The sequence below is a fragment of the Bacteroidota bacterium genome, from assembly GCA_018692315.1.
GTDB lineage: Bacteria > Bacteroidota > Bacteroidia > Bacteroidales > JABHKC01 > JABHKC01.
In genome coordinates, this window is record JABHKC010000148.1 from 1 (window position 1) to 20,999 (window position 20,999).

The 20,999-nt window shown below is 30.6% G+C and carries 15 protein-coding genes and 1 tRNA gene; 3 read left to right on the plus strand and 13 right to left on the minus strand.

Features of this window, described 5'->3' with window-relative positions:
- Positions 1–737 precede the first annotated feature (737 nt).
- The 5 genes from HN894_10845 to HN894_10865 all read right to left on the minus strand — a co-directional run bounded on the left by HN894_10845 (position 738) and on the right by HN894_10865 (position 4,897).
- A tRNA-His gene (locus tag HN894_10845) sits at positions 738–811 on the minus strand.
- A gap of 226 nt (positions 812–1,037) precedes the next feature.
- A complete protein-coding gene (locus tag HN894_10850; GenBank protein ID MBT7143825.1) occupies positions 1,038–1,898 on the minus strand; it encodes an outer membrane beta-barrel protein in 861 nt (286 codons plus the stop codon).
- A gap of 370 nt (positions 1,899–2,268) precedes the next feature.
- Positions 2,269–2,574 (minus strand): septum formation initiator family protein, encoded by a 306-nt coding sequence (locus HN894_10855; GenBank protein ID MBT7143826.1) that lies wholly within the window; start codon positions 2,572–2,574, stop codon positions 2,269–2,271.
- Positions 2,575–2,630: 56 nt separating this feature from the next.
- Entirely contained in the window at positions 2,631–3,569 is a 939-nt protein-coding gene (locus HN894_10860) for a phosphatase PAP2 family protein (protein MBT7143827.1), read from the minus strand.
- Between the two features lie 8 nt (positions 3,570–3,577).
- Positions 3,578–4,897, minus strand: a complete 1,320-nt coding sequence (locus HN894_10865; GenBank protein ID MBT7143828.1) for a pyridoxal phosphate-dependent aminotransferase — start codon at positions 4,895–4,897, stop codon at positions 3,578–3,580.
- 404 nt (positions 4,898–5,301) lie between these two features.
- On the opposite strand from HN894_10865, the gene HN894_10870 reads away from it, so the two are divergent.
- The 3 genes from HN894_10870 to HN894_10880 all read left to right on the plus strand — a co-directional run bounded on the left by HN894_10870 (position 5,302) and on the right by HN894_10880 (position 10,636).
- Positions 5,302–6,495, plus strand: coding sequence for an amidohydrolase (locus HN894_10870; GenBank protein ID MBT7143829.1), 1,194 nt, complete (start codon positions 5,302–5,304; stop codon positions 6,493–6,495).
- Between the two features lie 470 nt (positions 6,496–6,965).
- Complete coding sequence (locus tag HN894_10875; protein MBT7143830.1) at positions 6,966–10,007, plus strand: N-6 DNA methylase; 3,042 nt, start codon at positions 6,966–6,968, stop codon at positions 10,005–10,007.
- A gap of 2 nt (positions 10,008–10,009) precedes the next feature.
- Positions 10,010–10,636 carry a hypothetical protein gene (locus tag HN894_10880; protein MBT7143831.1) on the plus strand — a complete coding sequence of 209 codons (627 nt, stop codon included), beginning with the start codon at positions 10,010–10,012 and terminating at the stop codon, positions 10,634–10,636.
- A gap of 195 nt (positions 10,637–10,831) precedes the next feature.
- Here the strand turns inward: HN894_10880 and ftsZ (HN894_10885) are convergent, their stop codons facing one another.
- The 8 genes from ftsZ (HN894_10885) to murD all read right to left on the minus strand — a co-directional run bounded on the left by ftsZ (HN894_10885) (position 10,832) and on the right by murD (position 20,977).
- A complete protein-coding gene (gene ftsZ / locus HN894_10885; protein MBT7143832.1) occupies positions 10,832–12,223 on the minus strand; it encodes a cell division protein FtsZ in 1,392 nt (463 codons plus the stop codon).
- Between the two features lie 73 nt (positions 12,224–12,296).
- A complete protein-coding gene (ftsZ, locus tag HN894_10890) occupies positions 12,297–13,757 on the minus strand; it encodes a cell division protein FtsZ (GenBank protein MBT7143833.1) in 1,461 nt (486 codons plus the stop codon).
- Between the two features lie 37 nt (positions 13,758–13,794).
- A complete protein-coding gene (ftsA, locus tag HN894_10895; protein MBT7143834.1) occupies positions 13,795–15,096 on the minus strand; it encodes a cell division protein FtsA in 1,302 nt (433 codons plus the stop codon).
- Positions 15,097–15,139: 43 nt separating this feature from the next.
- Positions 15,140–15,967 carry an FtsQ-type POTRA domain-containing protein gene (locus tag HN894_10900; GenBank protein MBT7143835.1) on the minus strand — a complete coding sequence of 276 codons (828 nt, stop codon included), beginning with the start codon at positions 15,965–15,967 and terminating at the stop codon, positions 15,140–15,142.
- Positions 15,964–17,334 (minus strand): UDP-N-acetylmuramate--L-alanine ligase, encoded by a 1,371-nt coding sequence (locus tag HN894_10905; GenBank protein MBT7143836.1) that lies wholly within the window; start codon positions 17,332–17,334, stop codon positions 15,964–15,966. The genes HN894_10900 and HN894_10905 overlap by 4 nt, the downstream gene beginning before the upstream one ends.
- 7 nt (positions 17,335–17,341) lie before the next feature.
- The gene (murG, locus tag HN894_10910) at positions 17,342–18,454 is read right to left on the minus strand and encodes an undecaprenyldiphospho-muramoylpentapeptide beta-N-acetylglucosaminyltransferase (GenBank protein MBT7143837.1); all 1,113 of its coding nucleotides are present in this window, start codon (positions 18,452–18,454) and stop codon (positions 17,342–17,344) included.
- Positions 18,451–19,578, minus strand: a complete 1,128-nt coding sequence (locus HN894_10915; protein MBT7143838.1) for an FtsW/RodA/SpoVE family cell cycle protein — start codon at positions 19,576–19,578, stop codon at positions 18,451–18,453. The genes murG and HN894_10915 overlap by 4 nt, the downstream gene beginning before the upstream one ends.
- A 40-nt stretch (positions 19,579–19,618) precedes the next feature.
- Complete coding sequence (gene murD, locus HN894_10920) at positions 19,619–20,977, minus strand: UDP-N-acetylmuramoyl-L-alanine--D-glutamate ligase (protein MBT7143839.1); 1,359 nt, start codon at positions 20,975–20,977, stop codon at positions 19,619–19,621.
- Positions 20,978–20,999 lie beyond the last annotated feature (22 nt).

Sequence of the window (20,999 nt, forward strand, 5' to 3'; positions counted from 1 at the left end):
CTGCCCATATCCGAATGAAACGCTCGTTTGCTTCTTTTATAATTGTTGAATATTTAATTCTTATTTCATTTATTCTATCCATGTGGCAAAGATAGGAAAAAAAATTAATAATGGAGCAATTATATATTTACAATTACTAAGTATCTTTATCAACTGCTGATTATAGAAAGGCCTGATTTTGTTCAGATATATTTCTCGTTTAATATTTTTATCAAATATACTTTTCATATTGCCACTATTTCTCATTTATATTAAATATACTTAACAAAGATAGATATATTTTCATATTCATTCAGCATACTTATAATTTTTTTAATTTTATTGAAAAAGACCAAAACCCTGAAAGGGTGGAACAAATATTCGGTCATAAAATTCGAAAATAATTATTAAATATCGGACTTTCAGCCCTAAATCTTCATCATTTCGCATATCACACAGGGTTTTACCCTGTGCTTTTACATGGTGGGCTTTCAGCCCTTTTAACTGCTAATTGGTATTGAAAAGAGCTATATCTGCATTTTTTTGTACTTATTACTGGACGGTTTACTTTTTTTTGAATAGTAATCTAAATTTATAGTTTTATACTTTATTGTGTAAACCTACTTTTAGAACAAGATAAAAAAACAAATTCGTAATTCGAAATGGGTGAAAAGTAAATTTCCAAGGTTTTATATTTGGAAATTTATGGCAATCTAAATTCAATGAAAAAAGCCCTGAAAAAAACCTTCAGGGCTTTGGGTGAATAATGGGAATCGAACCCACGACCTCTGGAACCACAATCCAGCGCTCTAACCGACTGAGCTATATCCACCATAATAAATCGGCTGCAAAAGTATTTATATTTTTTTTAATAATGAAATATTATTATTAAAATATTTTTCAGTTTTTATTGCAAAAAAATGTTTTTTCCCTATCTTTTGTCATTATACAAAAGAAACAATTCCGATAGCTTTCGGAACAATAAAAAAAAAGATGCTTCCACTCATATGCCATCACCCGCCCGCTTTTGTTCTGGTCAGGTGTAAAGATTGCTAATTTTACCAATTAATCAACAAACCAGCCTTAATTTGGAAAACACTATTTTTACTAGTCAAATCGCTGGTAATTCCGGAATATTTATTTGTTGTTTCCAATGTGATATCTGCAAATCCGTATGAATATCTGGCATCTAACATTAACTGGAGCTTCGGTCCTCTTCTGATATTGCTCCCAAGAGGAAAAAGTCCACCGAAACCACCAACAACACCATAATCGTTAGAAAGGGTTTCTCTATACAAATCGTCGTGAAGATCGTAGATAGTTTCTATTGCCATGCCTGAACTATTGATAGTGCCAATAGTTTGCTCACCTACAATTTGAGCAGATCTTAAAAAACTATAATACAAGCCGGCATTTAAATAAAACTTAATATCAACCCCAAAATATCTTTTCAGCATAATTGGAACTGTCAAATAATCGTAGGTTGTTTCTGCATCAGTAGCAATTGAACCAAAAGTTCCGGAGCCGGTAACACCACTTTCCTTGTTTACAACTCCAAATTCCGAAAAATTCAACTCAAGTTGAAACCCATAATCGTTATTTATGTTATAAATACCTAAAATTCCGTATATCGTACCTAATTTTTTTTGAGGATCTTCTATATCCTGAATTAAATCGGAAAGATTCGCACCCATCGAAAACCCAATTTGAAATTTTGGAATGTCGTTTTTATAAGCATTACTGCCTAAATTGCTATTAAAAGAATTATTCTTAAAAAATAGTTTTTGTGGTTTCAGAAATCTAAAACTTTCACCTACAGCTTTTGCTTTTATCACAGAATATTCTGCAAATGATTTCAAACTTATTGCATTGAAAAACACTAAACTAAGCACCAAAATTTGAATAAATCCTTTTTTCATAACTATCACATTTTAAAAAGCTGCAATTTAATACAAATCTTGTTTATTTATATTTTTTCTGATTTTATTGTTACAATTTTTCTTGAGTAAACTCAGAATTCTACATTTGAGATTTTCCTAAATCCTATCACCGTACATTTTCATTTGAAATAAAAAGAGTCTGTTGAAAACCTGTATCAAATAAAACTTATGGTTTATTAGTTTGAAGTTTTAACTTATGGGGACTTCTATAAATGCAAATTTCTTCGTTGTTTCAAAATTTCAAAATCCTCATTTACAATAGTAAACTGCGGTTTTGAAATTTCTTACGCCTTGAAATTTACTATTTTTAGAAGCCCCCTTATAATATTATTGATTGAAAAGGAATACCCTAATACTCAACAATAATAAACAAATCTTCGTCTTTTTTCTTCATCAAATATTTCTCTCGGGAGAATTTTTCAAGTTTGTTTTTGTCGAAATGAAGTTCGTTGTAGCTGATTTTATCTTGAGCAATTTTTTCAATATAAAATGCCTTATCCTTTTCTAACTGTTTGATATGGTATAAATCTTTTGCTCGTGAAATCCAGTCGTTCGAATCAATAAATGTTATCCAAATTAACGAAAGTAGAAGGGTAAAAATAAACTTATTCTGTAGAAAGGCCGGGATATATTTTTTATACTTATTAATATTCATTACAACATTTTTTTTTACAAATGTATAATTTCTGAATGAATTTCAGCTATAATATATTAAATTTTATATAATATTTTCATTCCTGAAAAATCCTGACTTACAATCGGATTCAAACGAATCCCCCAATTATTGGCATTATAAATAATTTTCCCAACAGCATATCCAAAACATGCACCGAGAAAAACATCGCTAGCCCAGTGAGCATTATCATAAATTCGTGATATTCCAACCAAACTTGCAATACCATATGCCAAAATTTTTGTGCCCGAAGAATTAGAATACTCCGAAGCTATAATTGTTGCCACTGAAAAAACAACCGATGTATGCCCCGAAAAAAAGGAACGGTAGTCAAAGCCCGGACCACTCCAGAAATGCGGATTTTCGGCACCGGTTTGAAATTGTCCGGGAGTATGCCTTCCAAACAGAAATTTTGGAACATGTGTAAGCAATCCTGTTAATGCAAAAGCTTTTGTGCCTAATATTGCAACTTTTTTTGTTTGTTCGTTGTGCAAAAAACTTCCGTGAAGATACAGCAAACCCAACGAAATAAGGGTGTAATTTCTGTAAAGATGAATATTGCCAAAAGGTTCCACAAAATTCTTTGAAAAATTATTCAATGAAGTAGTTTTACTTTTTTGTACAATCGACTGAATATCTCCATCTACACTCATTAATAAACCAGTAGTTCCAACAGCAATGCCAACTTTCAACCACTGGTTTTTTGTCAGATTTTTTGGGCTTAATGCAATATCTCTTATATCGTGCCAATACGACCAAATATATTCTCTATTCACTGAGGCTTTATTCGGAAACTGGAGTTTTTCCGATTGTGAAAAACCGTTTTTCGAAAAAGTTGAAATAATTATAAGAAATAAACCAAAATAAAAAACAATCTTGAAATCTTGATTTATGACTCTGAGTTTATTCATATAAAAAGAAAAGTCGAAAGATAATGCTAACAACAAATATCTTTCGACCAACTTTACAATTTTCATGTTTGAAACTATGATATAGGGTTATTTTCGGCAAACTTCTTCAAACGAAATTCTAAATCGACAAACTGGCTTCTTTGAATTTGTGAAACACAAGCGCGCATTCCTTCCAATCGTTTGCTGCCTGTAATATCAAGAGAAATTGCACTAATTCCGTAATATAGCAATTCTTCTAACAATTCTATACCGGAAAATCCGGGGTACGAAAATGTGAAATAAAATCCATCGGCAAGTTGCTTTTCTTCATCTTTATCGTAAACAATTTTAAATCCATTTTCAATAAACAATTTCTTCATTATTTTTGCTCTTTCGCCATATTCTTTTACCATTTCAATGAAATCGAAATCTCCATCGTTTGCAGCTTTCAGCATAGCTTTTAAGGCATATTGAGACGAGTGGCAAACTCCGGATGATAACGAATATAATGCTCCAAAAACCATTGCATATCCTAATTCGTCTGAATTGAAAAATCGTTTTAAATCTGGAAATTTTCTATAAAATAATTTGTTTGAAATTACCATACTACCAATTCTTTGCCCGGCATAACTAAAAACTTTCGAGCTTGAAATTAGCAAAATATAATTGTCGGTATAATTTGCAATTGTTGGCTGATAGGGCGGCTCACCGGGCTTTGAATAATCTTTTCTGAAATCCATAGCAAAATATGCAAGGTCTTCTAAAACTATAACATCATATTTATTAGATAGTTCTGCAATAATTTTCAATTCTTTTTCGGTGAAACAAATCCATGAAGGATTGTTCGGATTCGAGTAAATTATTGTGGAAATATTGCCTTTTTCTAAATAGCTTTCCAGTTTTTCATGCAATGCTTCGCCTCTGAAATCATAAACATCAAATGTTTCAAATTTAAGTCCAAGAACACGATGCTGTTGCTTTTGAACAGGAAATCCAGGATCAATAAATAGTGTTGTGTCCTTTTTGATGTCTCGTCGGCATGAAACTAAAAATGAAGCAAATCCTCCTTGCATTGACCCAACTGTAGGAATACAACTTTCAGCGTTCACATCAATGTTTAGAAACAATTTCACAAAACGTGCAATCTCAGGTTTCAATTCTGCAACTCCTTCAATCATAGGATATTTAGAGGCAACTCCACTTTTAAGTGCATCAATTTCTGCTTGAATTCCAACTTCTGCAGGTTCTAATCCGGGCACTCCCATTTCCATTCTGATAAACTTATCGCCACTAACTTTTTCAATATTATTTACCAATCTAACAATTTCTCTAATTGAGCCTTTCCCAACTACCGGCAATCCTGACTCTTTAATTTTTTGTTCAACCAATACTGAATCAATAGGTGTATTTTTCATTTTATAAAAATTAATTTTATTATCATTTTTCAGCAATATTACATTTTTTTTATTAAAATCTTATATTTTTCTATAATTAAAATCAATGAATGATGAAAGAGTTAATTGTGAGCTTAATTTCAATTTTATAAAATGCAATATCTATTTTACATTCAAATAATTATTTAGGAAAACTTGAAGAATAAACTAATTTTGTAAATAAATACTGGAGAAATGAGGTTAATAAATCCCTTATACTATAAGGCTTTTAAATATTTAATAGAGAATGAAAGGCTGACAAAAAAAGTGCGAAGTATTTTGTCTGACAAAGAAATTTTAGACAAAAGTATAAGCCAGCAGGAAACTGTTTTAAACAAAGAAAAATTAGAAAACATTTTATAATAATAAAGAATTGTACCTTATTAATGAACCCACAACTTAAAACCATAATCAAAGAACTTTCAGATAAATATTTTAGTGAAATACAAAATATCAGGCGGCATATTCATAGCAATCCTGAATTATCTTTCGAAGAATTTGAAACTTCAAAATACATTGCTTCAAAACTTGAAGAATACAATATCCCGTTCATTTCCGGGATTGCAAATAACGGCATAGTTGCGACAATAAAAGGAAAAGCAAATTCAAACAAAATTGTTGCACTGCGGGCAGATATAGACGCATTGCCAATTACTGAAAAAAATGATATTCCTTTCAAATCGAAAGTAGTTGGAAAAATGCATGCTTGCGGTCACGATGTTCACACCGCATCGCTTCTTGGAGCAGCAAAAATTCTTAACGAACTAAAAGGCAAATTTTCCGGCATCATAAAACTTGTTTTCCAACCGGCTGAAGAAAAAGCTCCGGGCGGAGCAAAAGCCATGTTAGAAGAAAATCTGTTCGGAAGTGAAAAACCAAATCTTATTATAGCTCAACATGTTATGCCAAGTATTGATGTTGGAAAAGTAGGTTTTAAATCTGGAATGTACATGGCTTCTACTGATGAAGTTTTTATTACAGTGAAAGGTAAAGGAGGACATGCCGCTTTGCCACACGAAATTACCGATACAGTTTTGATTGCCTCACACATTGTTGTGTCTTTGCAACAAATAGTTAGCAGGCATGCACCAGCCTCAATTCCAAGCGTATTGTCTTTTGGGAGATTTATTGCTGATAGTGCATTGAACGCAATCCCCGATGAAGTGAAAATTTCCGGCACATTCAGGACAATGGATGAAAATTGGCGAAAAGAAGCAAAGCAAAAAATAAAAACAATTTCAGAATCTATTGCAAAAGGGATGGGTGGCGAATGTGAAGTAAATTTTATTGACGGTTATCCTTTTTTGGTGAACGACCCAAAAATAACTTCACAGGCAAAAGAATTTACATCTGATTTTATTGGAACAGAAAATATTGAGGATATGGAAATCAGGATGACCGGAGAAGATTTTGCATATTTTTCTCAGGAATATCCTGCAACATTATTTAGACTTGGGACACGAAATATTAAGAAGAATATTACTTCACCTCTACATTCCTCCACATTTGATGTTGATGAAAATAGCCTAAAATTAGGAGCAGGAATTATGGCATGGCTGGCTGTTTCTTTTTTGAAATAGATGATCAGGTTTTGGATTTTCTAAAAATAATTAATTTATTCTTTAAACTACACCGTCAACATGTCGACGTGAGCGGAGTTTTATTTCCTTTTATAAAAAAAAACTTCATTTTAATACTTATTTTCTCTTCCAGAACTTCAAAATAATTTTTAACCAAAATTTACTAAGTTAAAAATATTGTTATTTTTGTGGAATATTAATTGCACAAACTAAACAAGGTTTTAGATGAATAGAGAAAAAAATAAACAAATCACACAAGAATCTATGAAATTGTTAAACCTTAGAATGATATGGATGTTTTAAACAAAACAATAAAGAAATATACTGAATTTTCTGTATATACTAATGTTAAGTGCAATTAGGAGTGACTACACAGCCACCTGATTTGGTTGAAAAAGAATTAAAGATAAAGAAACCTATTTTAAGAAAAAAACTGTATTTTTGTTTTAGTATAATTTATGTATTTTATAATGGAATTAACTCACAAATATTTAGAAAAAATAGGATTTTCAGTAGATACTGAGAGTACTAATTTTGGTGAGATATTCCTTAATATAATCACAATAAACGATGAAATAAACAATAATATTTTAATCCCATTCATATTTTATAAAAATGAAGATGCCTTATTTAAGTTTTATCTTAATGAATGGAATAAAAATGAAATTAATTATTTTATAGCAGTCGGTTCAGACAGGTCATATATTATTAATGCCAAAGAAAAAACTAAAAGCGAAGACATCTTAAAGAGTAGTTTGATAATTGATAATTTTGATTACGGAACTGATACTATCGACTACAATGATATTAAATTAGAAACATTACCTTATACAAAAGAAAATATCGACAATTCATATTTTTTCGATTATGTTCTAAAAAAACAAAAAGAAGTAAAAAATGAAGTTGATACATACCTATTAAACAACTTAGTAGCTTTAAAAGAGGAGTTGTCAAAGTTTGATACCGACAATGAAAACATAAACGGTTTAATTTTAAAAAGTCTTTTTGTAAAATATCTTGAAGACAGAAAAATACTTGCCAAAACATCTATTGCAAAAGTTTTAGAAGAAGGTAATCCGTCTGCATTAACTGAATTGTTTTCTAAAATTGCAGTAATAAATGGAGATATTCTAAAAAAGGATTTAAGGGTTACCGAAAAACACATAAATGAACTTAAGATTTTCTACACTCACGACTATAAAGAATATAAAAAAGGGCAACAAAATTTATTCTACCCTTATAAATTTAATAAAATTCCTATACAACTAATAAGTAATGTATATGAGGAGTTTTTGGGAAGAACGAATAAAGAAGAAAAAAAATCAAAAGGTATTTTTTATACAAAAACCTTTGTGATTGATTTTATGCTTTCGCATACTATATATCCTAAAATTGAAAAACAATCTCACTCAACTATACTTGACCCTGCGTGTGGGTCAGGTGCTTTTTTAGTTCAAGCATTTAATAGAATATTAAAATCGCAGCTCGAAAAAAATCTTTCAATAGACGAGAAAGCAGAAATTCTTCAAAAACAAATTTTTGGAATTGATACAGATGTAAATGCTTTGCAAATTACTGCATTTAGTTTATATCTTACTCTGTTGGACGGAATAAGCAAAAACGAAATTCAAGAACAACTCAAAAAACGAAATCCTATTTTACCTTCATTAATAGGATACAACTTATTGCAAAGAAACACCATTGTAGATGATATTAAATTTGAAATTAAAATCAATTCAAATATTTATTCATTCACGAAATTTGATTGTATTGTTGCTAATCCACCATGGTCACAATTAGATAAAAAGGAAAACATTGTTAGGAATGAAATAGATAAATTAGATATTTATAGAAATGTTTATAATTATCAAACATCTCAAGCTTTTTTATTAAAAATTGATAAGTTATGCCATACGAATACAGATATTGCAATTATTGTAAATAATTCAAATTTTTTAAACGAGAAATCCAAAGAATTTAGAATTGAAATTCTTGAAAAATATCGACTAAAATATTTTTATGAACTTTCCGAGATTGCAGATATTATTTTTAAAGGAACAAAACATCCAAGTGCTGTTTTAATACTTGATAAAAAAGATATAAAAACTCATGCGATAAAATATATAAGCCCAAGATTATCAAAGTTTAGCAAAATATTAAATATTATATCTTTTTCATCAAAAGACATAAGAGAAGTTAAACAAGAAAATTTAAAACAGGAAGATATTTTATGGAAAATTTTTGTGAATGGAAACTGGAAAGATTATCAATTAATAAGTAAAATTATTTTAAATAATAGTTTTTCAAAGGAGATAAGATGTCAAAGAGGATTTGAGGCCTTGCAGGAAAATAAAATGGTGCAAATAAAGAGCCCAATTAAGCATTCAATTTATAATACCAATGATAAGACGAACTATTTTATTATTGACAAATTAAATAGTTTTATTTGGAATAGAAAGTTAAGGCGTTTACCATTACCAAAAATATTTAGTGATAGTTACTTCAAAAAACATATTCTTGATAAATTGAAATCTGATAATGATAAGAAATTAATACAGAAATATTATAAAAAAACTAATGAAGAGTACATCTCAACTATAATTAGAGATTATAAAACAAAACTTGAAATAGATTATATTTTATCTAGAATTAATCAATCATTATTTAGTGGTAAAAGAATAATTATTGAAAGACAACCCTCAAGCCTTAATAAAATCAAAGCAATATATGCTGAAACCAAAGTGCTTAGCAAAGATAATACGTTGATATTAAAGGTGGAGGAGTTTAATAATTATAACATATTGTTAGCTATTTTAAATTCTTCTCTTACAGGATATTTTTTCACAAATGTATCTTCACAATTTTCAAAAGGAGGAAGAAGCTCATTAAGTGTAACAGATATTTCAAAATTTCCTTTCCCGAAAGTTGATATAAACAATTCGATTGTTAAGAAAATACAAAATAAGGTTGTTCTTATTAAAGAATATAAAGGTCTTAATAGAAATACGATTGAAATTGAAAAACAATTAGACGAGCTTATCTTTGACTTATATGGGTTACTAGAATTTGAAAAAGAAATAATTAGAGAGTTTTATCAAATAAATGTTGAACGAAAGAATAATGTCGTAGAGACACAAGACATACAAAATTATGTTGAAGCATTCCGAGATACTTATCAGTTAATGATTAAAAAGAATTTACGATTAAATGCTTCATACATTATTTCAACAAATATTGGTACAATTGTAGAGTTTAGTATTGTAGATAAAGAGGATTTCATTAGCGAAATAAAATACGGTAATTTTACTCAAAGGCAAGTTTTAAATCTTGTAAAAGAGCTTCAAATACAAAAAGAATTATTAAACGGTAGTATTAATGAAGAAAAGGTGAAAATTTATGAGGAAAATATTTTTTATATAATTAAAAGTAATCAGTTTAAAGATTGGACAAAGCGTCAGGCAATGGAAGATGCAAATGAAGAGGTAAAAGAAATGCTAAAAAAGTTGTTATAGTTATGGAGATGCCGACTGAATTTTATGATTTTATTGCTCAATATAAGGATAAGGAAGATTTTATAGAAAATTTGTTTATAAAAGCATTGATTGATAGTTATTCAAGAGTAAAAAATATTGAAAATATACACAATATAAGTGAAAATAAAATTCGTAATAAATTTCAATATGATTTAACACATTCAAATAAATTAACAAAACAAATAATTGAAAAAGGGTTTATAACGTTCACGGCTGAAAATCAAATTATCAATTATGAAAGAGAAGTAAAACGAACAGATATACAATTTATCATAACAGGCTTGTTAACATATGTTGTTGAATGCAAGAAGCTAAAAGGAATAAGCAAAGCTCAATATATTGACAGCGGAATTAATCGTTTTGTTGAAAACATATACATTAGTAAAAATGAGGAATATGCAGGGATGTGTAGTTTTATTGTTAGTGAAGATGTAAAGCATATTATTTCGGGTACAAAAGACAGAGTTAAGGTATATAATTTTGTATCATTAAACGACAATTTAATTTGTGATTTTGAAAATTCTTTTAGTTCCACTCATAATAGAGTAGATGATAATAATATTCAAATTCATCATTTATTTTTTGGTATGAATAATAAAAGTACATAATCGAGTAGGCGGCTGATGGTCAAATAACCGCCAGTACAACTCTCACTCCAGCTCACTCGAATATATTGTCCGTGCTTTTAACAAGCAATAGTTAATTCCGTATCAAAACCAGATAATCCACAATCAATTATTTTACAACAATCCGCCATCAATTTTGTTCAAAAAATTCAAGATTAAAATTGAAAAACCGAAAGTCTAATCAACATTATCATCAAGATAAGAATTCCTATTTAAGCCAATTTCCGGATCATCAGAGATTGAAAATCGTGAGATTTCTGAATCTGCCGATTGATTAAAATTTTCAATGTCAATATTTTTTCTTTTATATGCCGGAATATTTTCCATTAATTCTATATCGACATTTGATTGCTGATTCTGGTTTGCATAAGATGTATAATTCTCAGCTGATGTATTCATTTGATTTGCAGCAGGATATTTAGACTTTTTACTATTTGTACTATTTCCATTAGATGTATAATTATCATCTTTCGTATCAAATTCATATGATCTGGATCTATTTGTATCATCAGAAATTTTCCTGTTCTCAACTTTCCCGCTAAGTGAAACAACTGTTTTTATTCTTTCCTTTTTAACATAAATTTCCGGAATTACATCGGCAGAGAAGCCCGTTGCAATTATGGTGATATTAATCTTGTCGCCAAGGCTTTGGTCAATTCCATTTCCCCAAATCAAATTTGCATGAGAGCCTGCCGAATTTTGAACATGTTCGGTAATATCCCCAATTTCATCCATAGTAACTTCAGCATTTCCGGAAGTTATATTTAGCAGAATATTTTTAGCACCGGTAATATCATTATTATTCAAAAGTGGAGAATTTAAGGCTTCTTTAATTGCCCGCAGAGCTCTACCCTCGCCTTCCGACATTGCTGAACCCATAATAGCCACACCACTGGTTTTCATCACAGTTTTTACATCAGCAAAATCTACATTTATATATCCATGAACAGTTATTATTTCGGCAATTCCTTTTGCAGCAATAGTTAGAACATTGTCGGCTTTAGAAAATGCATCAGAGATTTTCAAATTTCCATGAATCTCGCGAAGTTTTTCATTATTGATTACTAAAAGTGAATCAACATGATCTTTAATTTTATTGATACCATCGATTGCCTGATCGATACGTCTTTTTCCTTCAAACCTGAAAGGAATTGTAACAATTCCAACTGTCAGAATATCAAGCTCTTTTGCTGTTTCAGCAATTACCGGAGCAGCCCCGGTACCAGTTCCTCCACCCATACCGGCAGTGATGAAAGCCATTTTTGTATTGTTTTTTAAAATGGTTTCAATAGCTTTAATATTTTCCTGAGCCGATTTTTTTCCCTGTTCAGGAATATTTCCTGCACCTCGCCCATCTGTAAGATTTTCGCCTATCTGAATTTTAGTAGGAACCGGACTTTCCAGCAAAGCTTGAGAATCGGTATTTACTACTACAAAACTTACATCTTTTATTCCTTGCCTATACATATAATTCACCGCATTGCTACCACCTCCACCAACACCAATAACTTTTATTATAGAATCGTTGTCGATGTTTGGAATTTCAAGATTTAATACATTTTCTTCCATTGGTTATTGTGTTTTGAAATTTGCTTTTAAAATAAATTTTTCAATCAGGAACATTCTATTGTATTATAATTTGTTAACTTTTTTCCTTAATACTATTTTCTTCTGTAGAATCTCCAACGAGTGTATCCGAAGCGAATGTTAGATTTAATTCTTTCTGAAATTCTACGATTGTTCTTCCTATTTTTTTTATAAAACCGTTTTTCTTCTTTTCCTTCTTTTCTTTTATAACTTTTTTCCTTTGTTTTAGCCGTTCAGGTTCTACCGGCATTTGAGGGAAAGCGCGAAGTTGATCGGTATTATCTGTTGTCTTTTTGTTTCTCTTTACATATTTCTTGATAGACTTATCGTTAGAATTATTTAATGTTGAATTTTCTGTATTCAGGTTTGTAATCTTTTCCTTTTCAATGTTTTGATTCTGAAAGCTGAGTTTTTCTGTCTCTTCAATTCTCGGAACAACTCGAATAGGTTTTACCCTCTTGTTTTCAATTGTATTTAAATCAGATTTAAGTGTTACAATTTCTTTTTTCTCAATTCTATTTTTTCTATCAAGTGTTTTGTTTATTAGTTCCGATTGAAAACCTGTTGCAATAATTGTTACACTAAGATTGTTTTCTAATTTTGTATCTGTGCAGTTTCCCCAGATAATTTGAACATTTTGTCCAACTTGCCCTTGCACAAAATCAGTTATCTGCGAAAGTTCCTCTATGCTACATTCTTCTGTGCCTGAAGCCACATTCAGCAAAATATTCTTTGCTCCTCTAATATTCGTGCTGTTTAACAAGGGTGAATGCAAACTGTTTTTGATTGCATCAATTGCCCGATTTTCGCCCGAGGCAATTCCTGTTCCCATAATTGCATCTCCACTAGCATTCATAACCGTTCTTACATCAGCAAAATCTACATTTACATAACCGTGAACAGTAATAATTTCAGCGATTCCTTTCACAGCTGAGGTTAAAACATCGTCAGCCTTCGAAAATGCGTCTGTCATTTTCAAATTTCCATAAAGGAAACGAAGCTTTTCATTATCTATAACAAGGAGCGAATCTACGTATTTTCGCATCTCTTCAATTCCTTCCAAAGCTTGATTGAACCGAACTTCACCTTCAAATCTGAATGGTACGGTTACAACCCCAATTGTTAATATATTTAAGTCTTTCGCAATTTTTGAAATTACCGGAGCAGCACCCGTCCCTGTTCCACCGCCCATTCCGGCAGTTACAAAAATCATTTTTGTATCTTCAAGTTCTTTTTCAATCTCGTGAGAACTTTCGATGGCTGACTCTTTTCCTTTTTTTGGAATATTTCCTGCCCCTTTTCCTTCGGTTAGGCTAGGTCCCAATTGTATTTTCTTTCGGATTGGGCTTTCTTCCAATGCCTGCCAGTCTGTATTGCAAATCATATAATCAACATCGTTAATTCCATATTTAAACATATGATTAACGGCATTGCCTCCACCTCCACCAACTGCACAAACCTTTATAATCGACTGTTTTTTTGTGGGAAAATCAAAGTCTAATAGTTCATTGTCCATAATTGAATATTTTAAGGTTTATAAATCTGACTTATTTTTATTGCATGTTTTTATCAGTAAGCAAGTTTTTGAAAAATCCCAAAACTCCGCCATTGTCAACATTTTTACCATCCGGCTCAACATCATTATCACTGTTTTGAATTGCAGGTTTAGTTTGATCTTTTGCTTTTTTTATCGCTTGGAGTGAATCCTCATAATCGCTTGCCTCGATGAGAATCCCAAGTGCTGTAGAAAATTCGGGTTTCTGCAATTCGATATCCAAGTTTTCAAATTTATCTTCAAATGGAATACCAATTCTTACTTCCATTCCTGTTTTAAAAGCCAATAATTCGTCAAGGTTTCTTAATAAAGCTCCGCCACCAGTAACAACAATTCCTGCACCAATTATATCGAAATATTTTGATTTCTCAATTTCGAATGCAACTTGTTCGGCAATTTCTTCAATTCGGGCTTGAATGATATATGCTAAACTTTTGAATGAAATTTCTTTAGGTTTTCTTCCATTTATTCCTGCAATAGATACTACTTTATCTTCAGGAGCACCGTCTCCAATTGCCGAACCAAACTGAATTTTAAGCAATTCTGCATCTCTCAACAAAATTTGGCAACCTTCTTTAATATCTCGAGTAACAACATTGCCACCAAAAGGAATGACTGCAATATGACGAACAATATTATCGTAAAATATAGCTACATCAGTAACACCTGCTCCTATATCTACAAGAACAACTCCGGCTTCTATTTCGTCCGGAGACAATACAGAAGCTGCCGAAGCAACCGGATTTAGAAATACCTGATTATATTTCAAATTTATTCGATTCAGGCTCTTTTCAATTCCAATTTTCGAGATTTGCTTATTTGTAATTATTTTGAAATCAGCTTCAAGCCTGTTTGCAGTAATACCTATTGGATTTGATTCTTCAGGATCGCCATCAATAATGTATGCTTGTGGAATTATTTCTAAAATTTCTTCGTCCAATCCTATTGAAATCTTATTCATTTCATCAATCAATAATCGAACATCATCGGCAGAAATCTCATTATTTTTGTTTTCGATATATCGCGAACCTTTGTTGAAAATCGTTTTTATCTGATGGCTTGTTACACCTACAAAAATATTATTTAATTCATAATCGTAGTTTTTTGTTGCCATTTCGATAGCTTCCTCAATAGAATTAACCGTTTCTTCAACATTTTTCACTACACCTTTTTTTATTCCTTTTGATGTAGAAGTTCCTATTCCGAGAATCTCAATTTGTCCCGATTCTTTAATCTGTGCAATCAACACAACAGTTTTTGTTGTCCCAATGTCGATTGCAGTTATATGTTTCATTTCCATAAGCATATGTTTTATATAGTATAACCTTTCTTTTGTTTATTAATTACTGATATTTTAGTTTTTTAGTGCAAACTATTTGATTTTCAAATTTTAAATTAATTGTTTTATACTTTCCCCAACCTTCCACTTTTAAGGCTTTGTTGTAAAAGTTCATCAAATTTTTGAATTTGATTTCTATATTTGTAATATCGCCCAATAAAACCTTATGTGCTCCAACTCTCGGAATTAAGATAAAATCTTTGTTTTCATCAATTTCAATATGTTCTATCTGCGATTTCCAAAATTTGTTTGAACTTATAAAGTTTGACAATTCAATAATTTTCTTAATTATTCCCAAATCTTTTTCATCAGAATTTGCATTTTTGCTCTCTTCATATTTTATAATATCACTTTTTGTAATATGGCCTGTTGCAACCAAAACATGAGCGGTATAATTTGTTGAAGTAGGCATAATATCTTCATTTTCATCGATATAAATATCTATTTTAGGTTGATTTATAATACGTAGAATTGGCTTTCTTTGTACAATTTCAATCATTAGATTTCCTCTAAAAGTAAAATAAACTTCTGCATTTTCGATAGATGGATGATTTTCAATAGTAGTTTCAATTTGAGCAGTGTTTATGCTATCAATATCTTGTTTTTTTAGATTTATTTTACTTTTTTCTAATATTTCAATTATTTCAGATTCACTTACAAATTTGTTTAATGAAGTATCTATCTCAATTTGTATATTTTCATAGCTGATATTTTTCCTTTTGAAAGAAACAAAACTAATGCTTGTAATTAAAAAAACAAGAAATACCGACCATAATACAATGGGACCTAAACGATTAGTTTTTTTTATATTTTGATTTTTAGGGGTTTTCATTTTTTTAACAGCACGTTTTTTATTGGTTCAACTAATTTATCAATATCACCGGCACCTAATGTTAGTAAAAGTTCAAATTTATTTTTTTTAATAATTTCGATAATATCATTTTTAGAACATAAGTGCTTATTTTCAATTTTTACTTCATCGAATATCAATTTTGAGCTAACATTTTCGATAGCTTCTTCGCGAGCAGGATAAATATCCAAAAGAAACAATTCATCCAATAAACTCAAACTTTCAGCAAATTCTTTATAAAAATCTTTTGTTCGACTGAATAGATGAGGCTGAAAAATTCCGCTTATAGTTTTCTTTGGAAAAAGCTTTTTAACAGAAGTTATAGTTTCAATCAATTCCTGTGGATGATGAGCATAGTCATCAATAAAAACCAAATTTTCTTCCTTTATTTGATAATCGAATCTTCTATTTATTCCTTCAAAATCCTTGAGTGAAGTATTTAAATTAGATGTATTTGCATCAAATAAAACTACTGCTGAAAGTGCAGCAATAGCATTTTCAACATTTATTATACCAGGCATTTTTAACTCAAAATCCTTAATTTCAATATTTTGAGAAACAAAATCAAAAACGTAAACTGAATTTTTAATTCTTATATTTTTTGCCCAAAAATCAGCATTTTCATTATCAATAGAGTATGTATAAAATTTTGCATTTGTGTGCTTCTCAAACTCTTGCTTAATCTTGAAGTTTATCAATAGTTTTCCACCTTCTTTAACTTGTGAGGCAAATTTGAAAAAAGCCTTTTGCAGGTTCAATTTATTTTCATAAATATCCAAATGATCGGGGTCCATTGATGTAATCACAGCAATTTCCGGATAAAGTTGTAAGAAAGAACGATCAAATTCATCGGCTTCAAGCACATAACAATTATCTTTTCCAATCATTAAATTGCTATTATTGCTTTTTGAAATTCCGCCCAAAAATGCAGTACAATCAATTTTCTGTTTCGTGCAAATATGAGCAATCATAGACGAAACGGTAGTTTTTGCATGTGTTCCGGCAACGGCAATAGAGTTTTTATCTCTTGTTATCAATCCCAAAATTTCTGCTCTTTTATATATTTTAAATTGTTCGTTTCTGAAAAAATTTAATTCTTCACTATTTTTCGGAATTGCCGGAGTATAAATTATTATTGTATCTACATGATTTTTAAACGTTTCAGGAATATTTTTTTCATCATCTTCGAAATGAATATTTATACCTTCGGCTTGTAAAGTATCGGTCAATTTAGTTTTAGTTTTGTCGTAACCGGCTACCTCATAACCCATTGCATGATAATATCTTGCAAGCGAACTTATGCCAATTCCTCCTATTCCAAGGCAAAACACCTTTCTAAATTTTTTCACTTTTTTGCTATTTTGTTGTTTTACAAAGTTTTAAAACTTCCTTCGCTATAATTTCATCCGAGTTTCTTAGGGCCATTTTTGCAATATTCTCCGACAATGATTTCAATTTTTCTTCGTCGTAAATAAGTTTAAATGCCACATCTACAAGCTTTTGTTCTGCTTCTCTGTCTATTATTAGAATTGCACCATCCAAATCTACAATTGCTTGAGCATTTTTAGTTTGATGATCTTCAGTAACATTTGGAGAAGGAACAAAAATTGTTGGTTTTTCAAGCACACAAAGTTCAGAGATAGTTCCTGCACCAGCACGCGAAATCACTAAATCTGCAATCGAGAAAGCATAATCCATTCGAGAAATAAATTTTGTTACACAAATATTTTCAAAACTAAAAGGTGTAACAAATTCTTCAACTTCATTGAAATAATATTGCCCGGTCTGCCATATCATTTGAATTTCACTTTTCCCAATTTTTTCAATAAATGACGAAATACTATCATTTATGGTTTTTGCTCCAAGACTTCCGCCAATTATTAATAGAGTTTTTTTGTTCGGTTTCAAGCCAAAATATTTTAATGCTTCGATTCTATCAATTTTATTGTTCAAAACATTTTGCCTTATTGGATTTCCTGTCAATACTATTTTTTGAGCTGGAAAATATTTGTCCATACTATTATATGCAACACAAATTTTGTCAGCCTTTTTCGAAAGCAATTTATTTGTTATGCCCGGATAAGAATTTTGCTCTTGCAATAAAGTTGGGATTCCAAGATGAGAAGCCACATAAACTACTGCTCCACTGGCATATCCTCCAACACCAACAGCTACATCTGCTTCAAATTTCTTTAATATTTTTTTCGATTTTATCAGACTTAATAAAAGTTTAACAACAACAACAATATTTTTTAGCGAAAACTTCCGCTGTAATCCAATTATCGGAAGCCCAACAATTTTATATCCTGCTGCTGGGATTTTCTCCATTTCCATTCTATTTTTCGCACCAACAAATAAAATTTCAATGCTACTATCAATTTTCTTCAAAGCATTTGCTATTGAAATAGCTGGAAAAATATGCCCTCCTGTTCCTCCTCCTGAAATAATTATTTTAGTCGTTTTACTCATATTTTTTCAATTTTTCTTGGAGAATTACTTACTGAGAGAATAATTCCTAAAGAGGCACTTGTGAAAATGATTGATGTACCGCCCATACTAATTAATGGCAAAGTTTGACCAGTTACAGGCATCATACTTAAAGAAACTGCAATATTCACCATTGCTTGTAGAACAAGACTTATAGACAATCCCGCTGCAAGCAGTCCACCAAAATGATGCGGACATCGTCTCAAAATAACTCCGGCTCTGTATAATAGAACGATGTATATAAAAAAAACAAAAGCAGAACCAAAAATTCCATATTCTTCAACAATCATAGCATAAACATAATCTGATTGTGCTTCGGGCAAAAAACTACGTTGAGTTCCATTTCCAGGACCTTTCCCAAAAACTCCCGCTGAAACTACCGCAGTTTTAGCTTGTCGAACTTGAATATTTCCATCCATATTTTCATAAAAATCCACGACTCTGTTTATCCAGGTTTCTATCCTGAATTTGTCGGTAAATGGACGGGAAACAACAGAAATCAACAATAAAGTGCCAATTATTGTAGAAAATAAGACAAACAAGTGTTTATATCTCACATTTCCAATAAACATAAGAATTATTGAAGCCAAAAATAAAAGTGCTGCTGTGGACAAATTTGATGGCAAAATTAAACCACACATTGGCAATAAAATTGCAAGAATTGGGACAATAACTTTTTTGTAGTTTCCCATGTCATGCTGATTTTTAGATAAAATTCTTGCAATGAACATTATCATAGCAAACTTTGCTAAGTCGGAAGTTTGAAATGAAATTCCAAGAATTTTCAAGCGTCTTGTAGCTTCATCGTCGGTTTCTCCAAAAATCAAAGTCAAAACCAATAAGACAAGTGAAAGTGCTACAAAAAGTATAGATAAATTTGAAAAGTAATTGTTTGGTATTCTATGCACAAATATTGCCATTAAAAAACCAATAGAAAGAAAACCGGCATGACGCAAAATTAATTTTGTAGTACTTGTGTTGTCGTGCCTAATTGGTAAAGCTTCTATTGCGCTATAAACTACAACTATAGAAATAAATGACAAAACAATCATTATTGTCCAAATCATTTTATCTCCTTTTAATAATTTGCCACTGAGTTCTTTCATTTTTTCTTAAAGTAATTGTAGATTTATTTCGGATAAAGAATTATAAATTTCGCACTTCTTCTTTAAATTGCGTTCCTCTGTCTTCGTAGTTATTGAAAAGATCGAAACTTGCACAAGCAGGCGAAAGCAAGACTGTATCATCCGGCATGCCATGATTATAAGCCTCATTTACAGCTTTTTCCATCGAATCTGTTTCAATTATTTCATCAACAATATCTTTGAAATATTCTACAAGTTTCGAGTTATTTTTTCCGAGGCAAATCAAAGTTTTAACTTTGTCTTTAACTAAATCGTGAAGAATTTTATAATCATTGCCTTTGTCAATACCGCCGGCTATCCACACAACAGGGGTTTTCATACTTTCGAGAGCATACCATGTTGAATTTACATTAGTTGCTTTTGAATCGTTAATAAACTGAATTCCACGCACTTTAATATGATATTCAAGCCTGTGCTCTACACCCTTAAAATTTTCCAGACTTTTTCTGATTACCTCTTTTCTTATTTTTAAAGTACTACCCACAATCCCTGCTGCCATTGAATTATAAACATTATGTTTTCCCTTTAATGACAAATTTTCTATAGCAACAGAGCAATCCTCAATTTCTTTGAGAAAAAATCTATTATTTTCCATATATGCCGAATTATTTTTATTATTTGAAAGTGTAAATGAATGTTTCTTAGAATTAATATTTAGCCTTTGTATCTCATCAAATATTGCCTGATCGTCGCCACAATAGATGAAATGATCATTTTTAGTTTGATTCTGAATTATCCTGAATTTAGACTCAATGTATTCTTTCATATTGTAGTTATATCTATCGAGATGATCGGGTGTAATATTCATAAGTGTAGCAATTTCCGCTTTAAAATCGTACATTCCGTCAAGCTGAAAACTGCTTAATTCTATAACCCAATATTGTATTTTTTCTTCTGCTTCATTTGCAATTTGATAGGCAAGACTTTTCCCAATATTTCCGGCAAGCCCTACTCTGAAACCAGAATTTTTAAGCATTTCATAAATCAATAATGTTGTGGTTGTTTTCCCATTACTGCCTGTAATACAAATCTTTACGGCATCAGTATATCTTCCAGCAAATTCTATTTCAGAGATTATTCTTATATTTCTATTCCTAATTTTAGTAATGATTTCAGCTTTTTCTGAAATTCCGGGACTTTTAACAATTTCATCAGCTGTGAGAATTAAATTTTCTGAATGCCCATTTTCCTCAAATTGAATTGAATAAGTATTCAAAAGTTTTTTGTATTTAGATTTAATCTTTGAAAAATCTGAAACAAAAATTTCATAGCCTTTATTTTTGGCAAGAATTGCGGCACCAACTCCGCTTTCTCCGGCACCAAGGATAACTATTCGTTTTATTTTTTTTGTTTTCTTCATATCATAAAATTTTTGATATTTT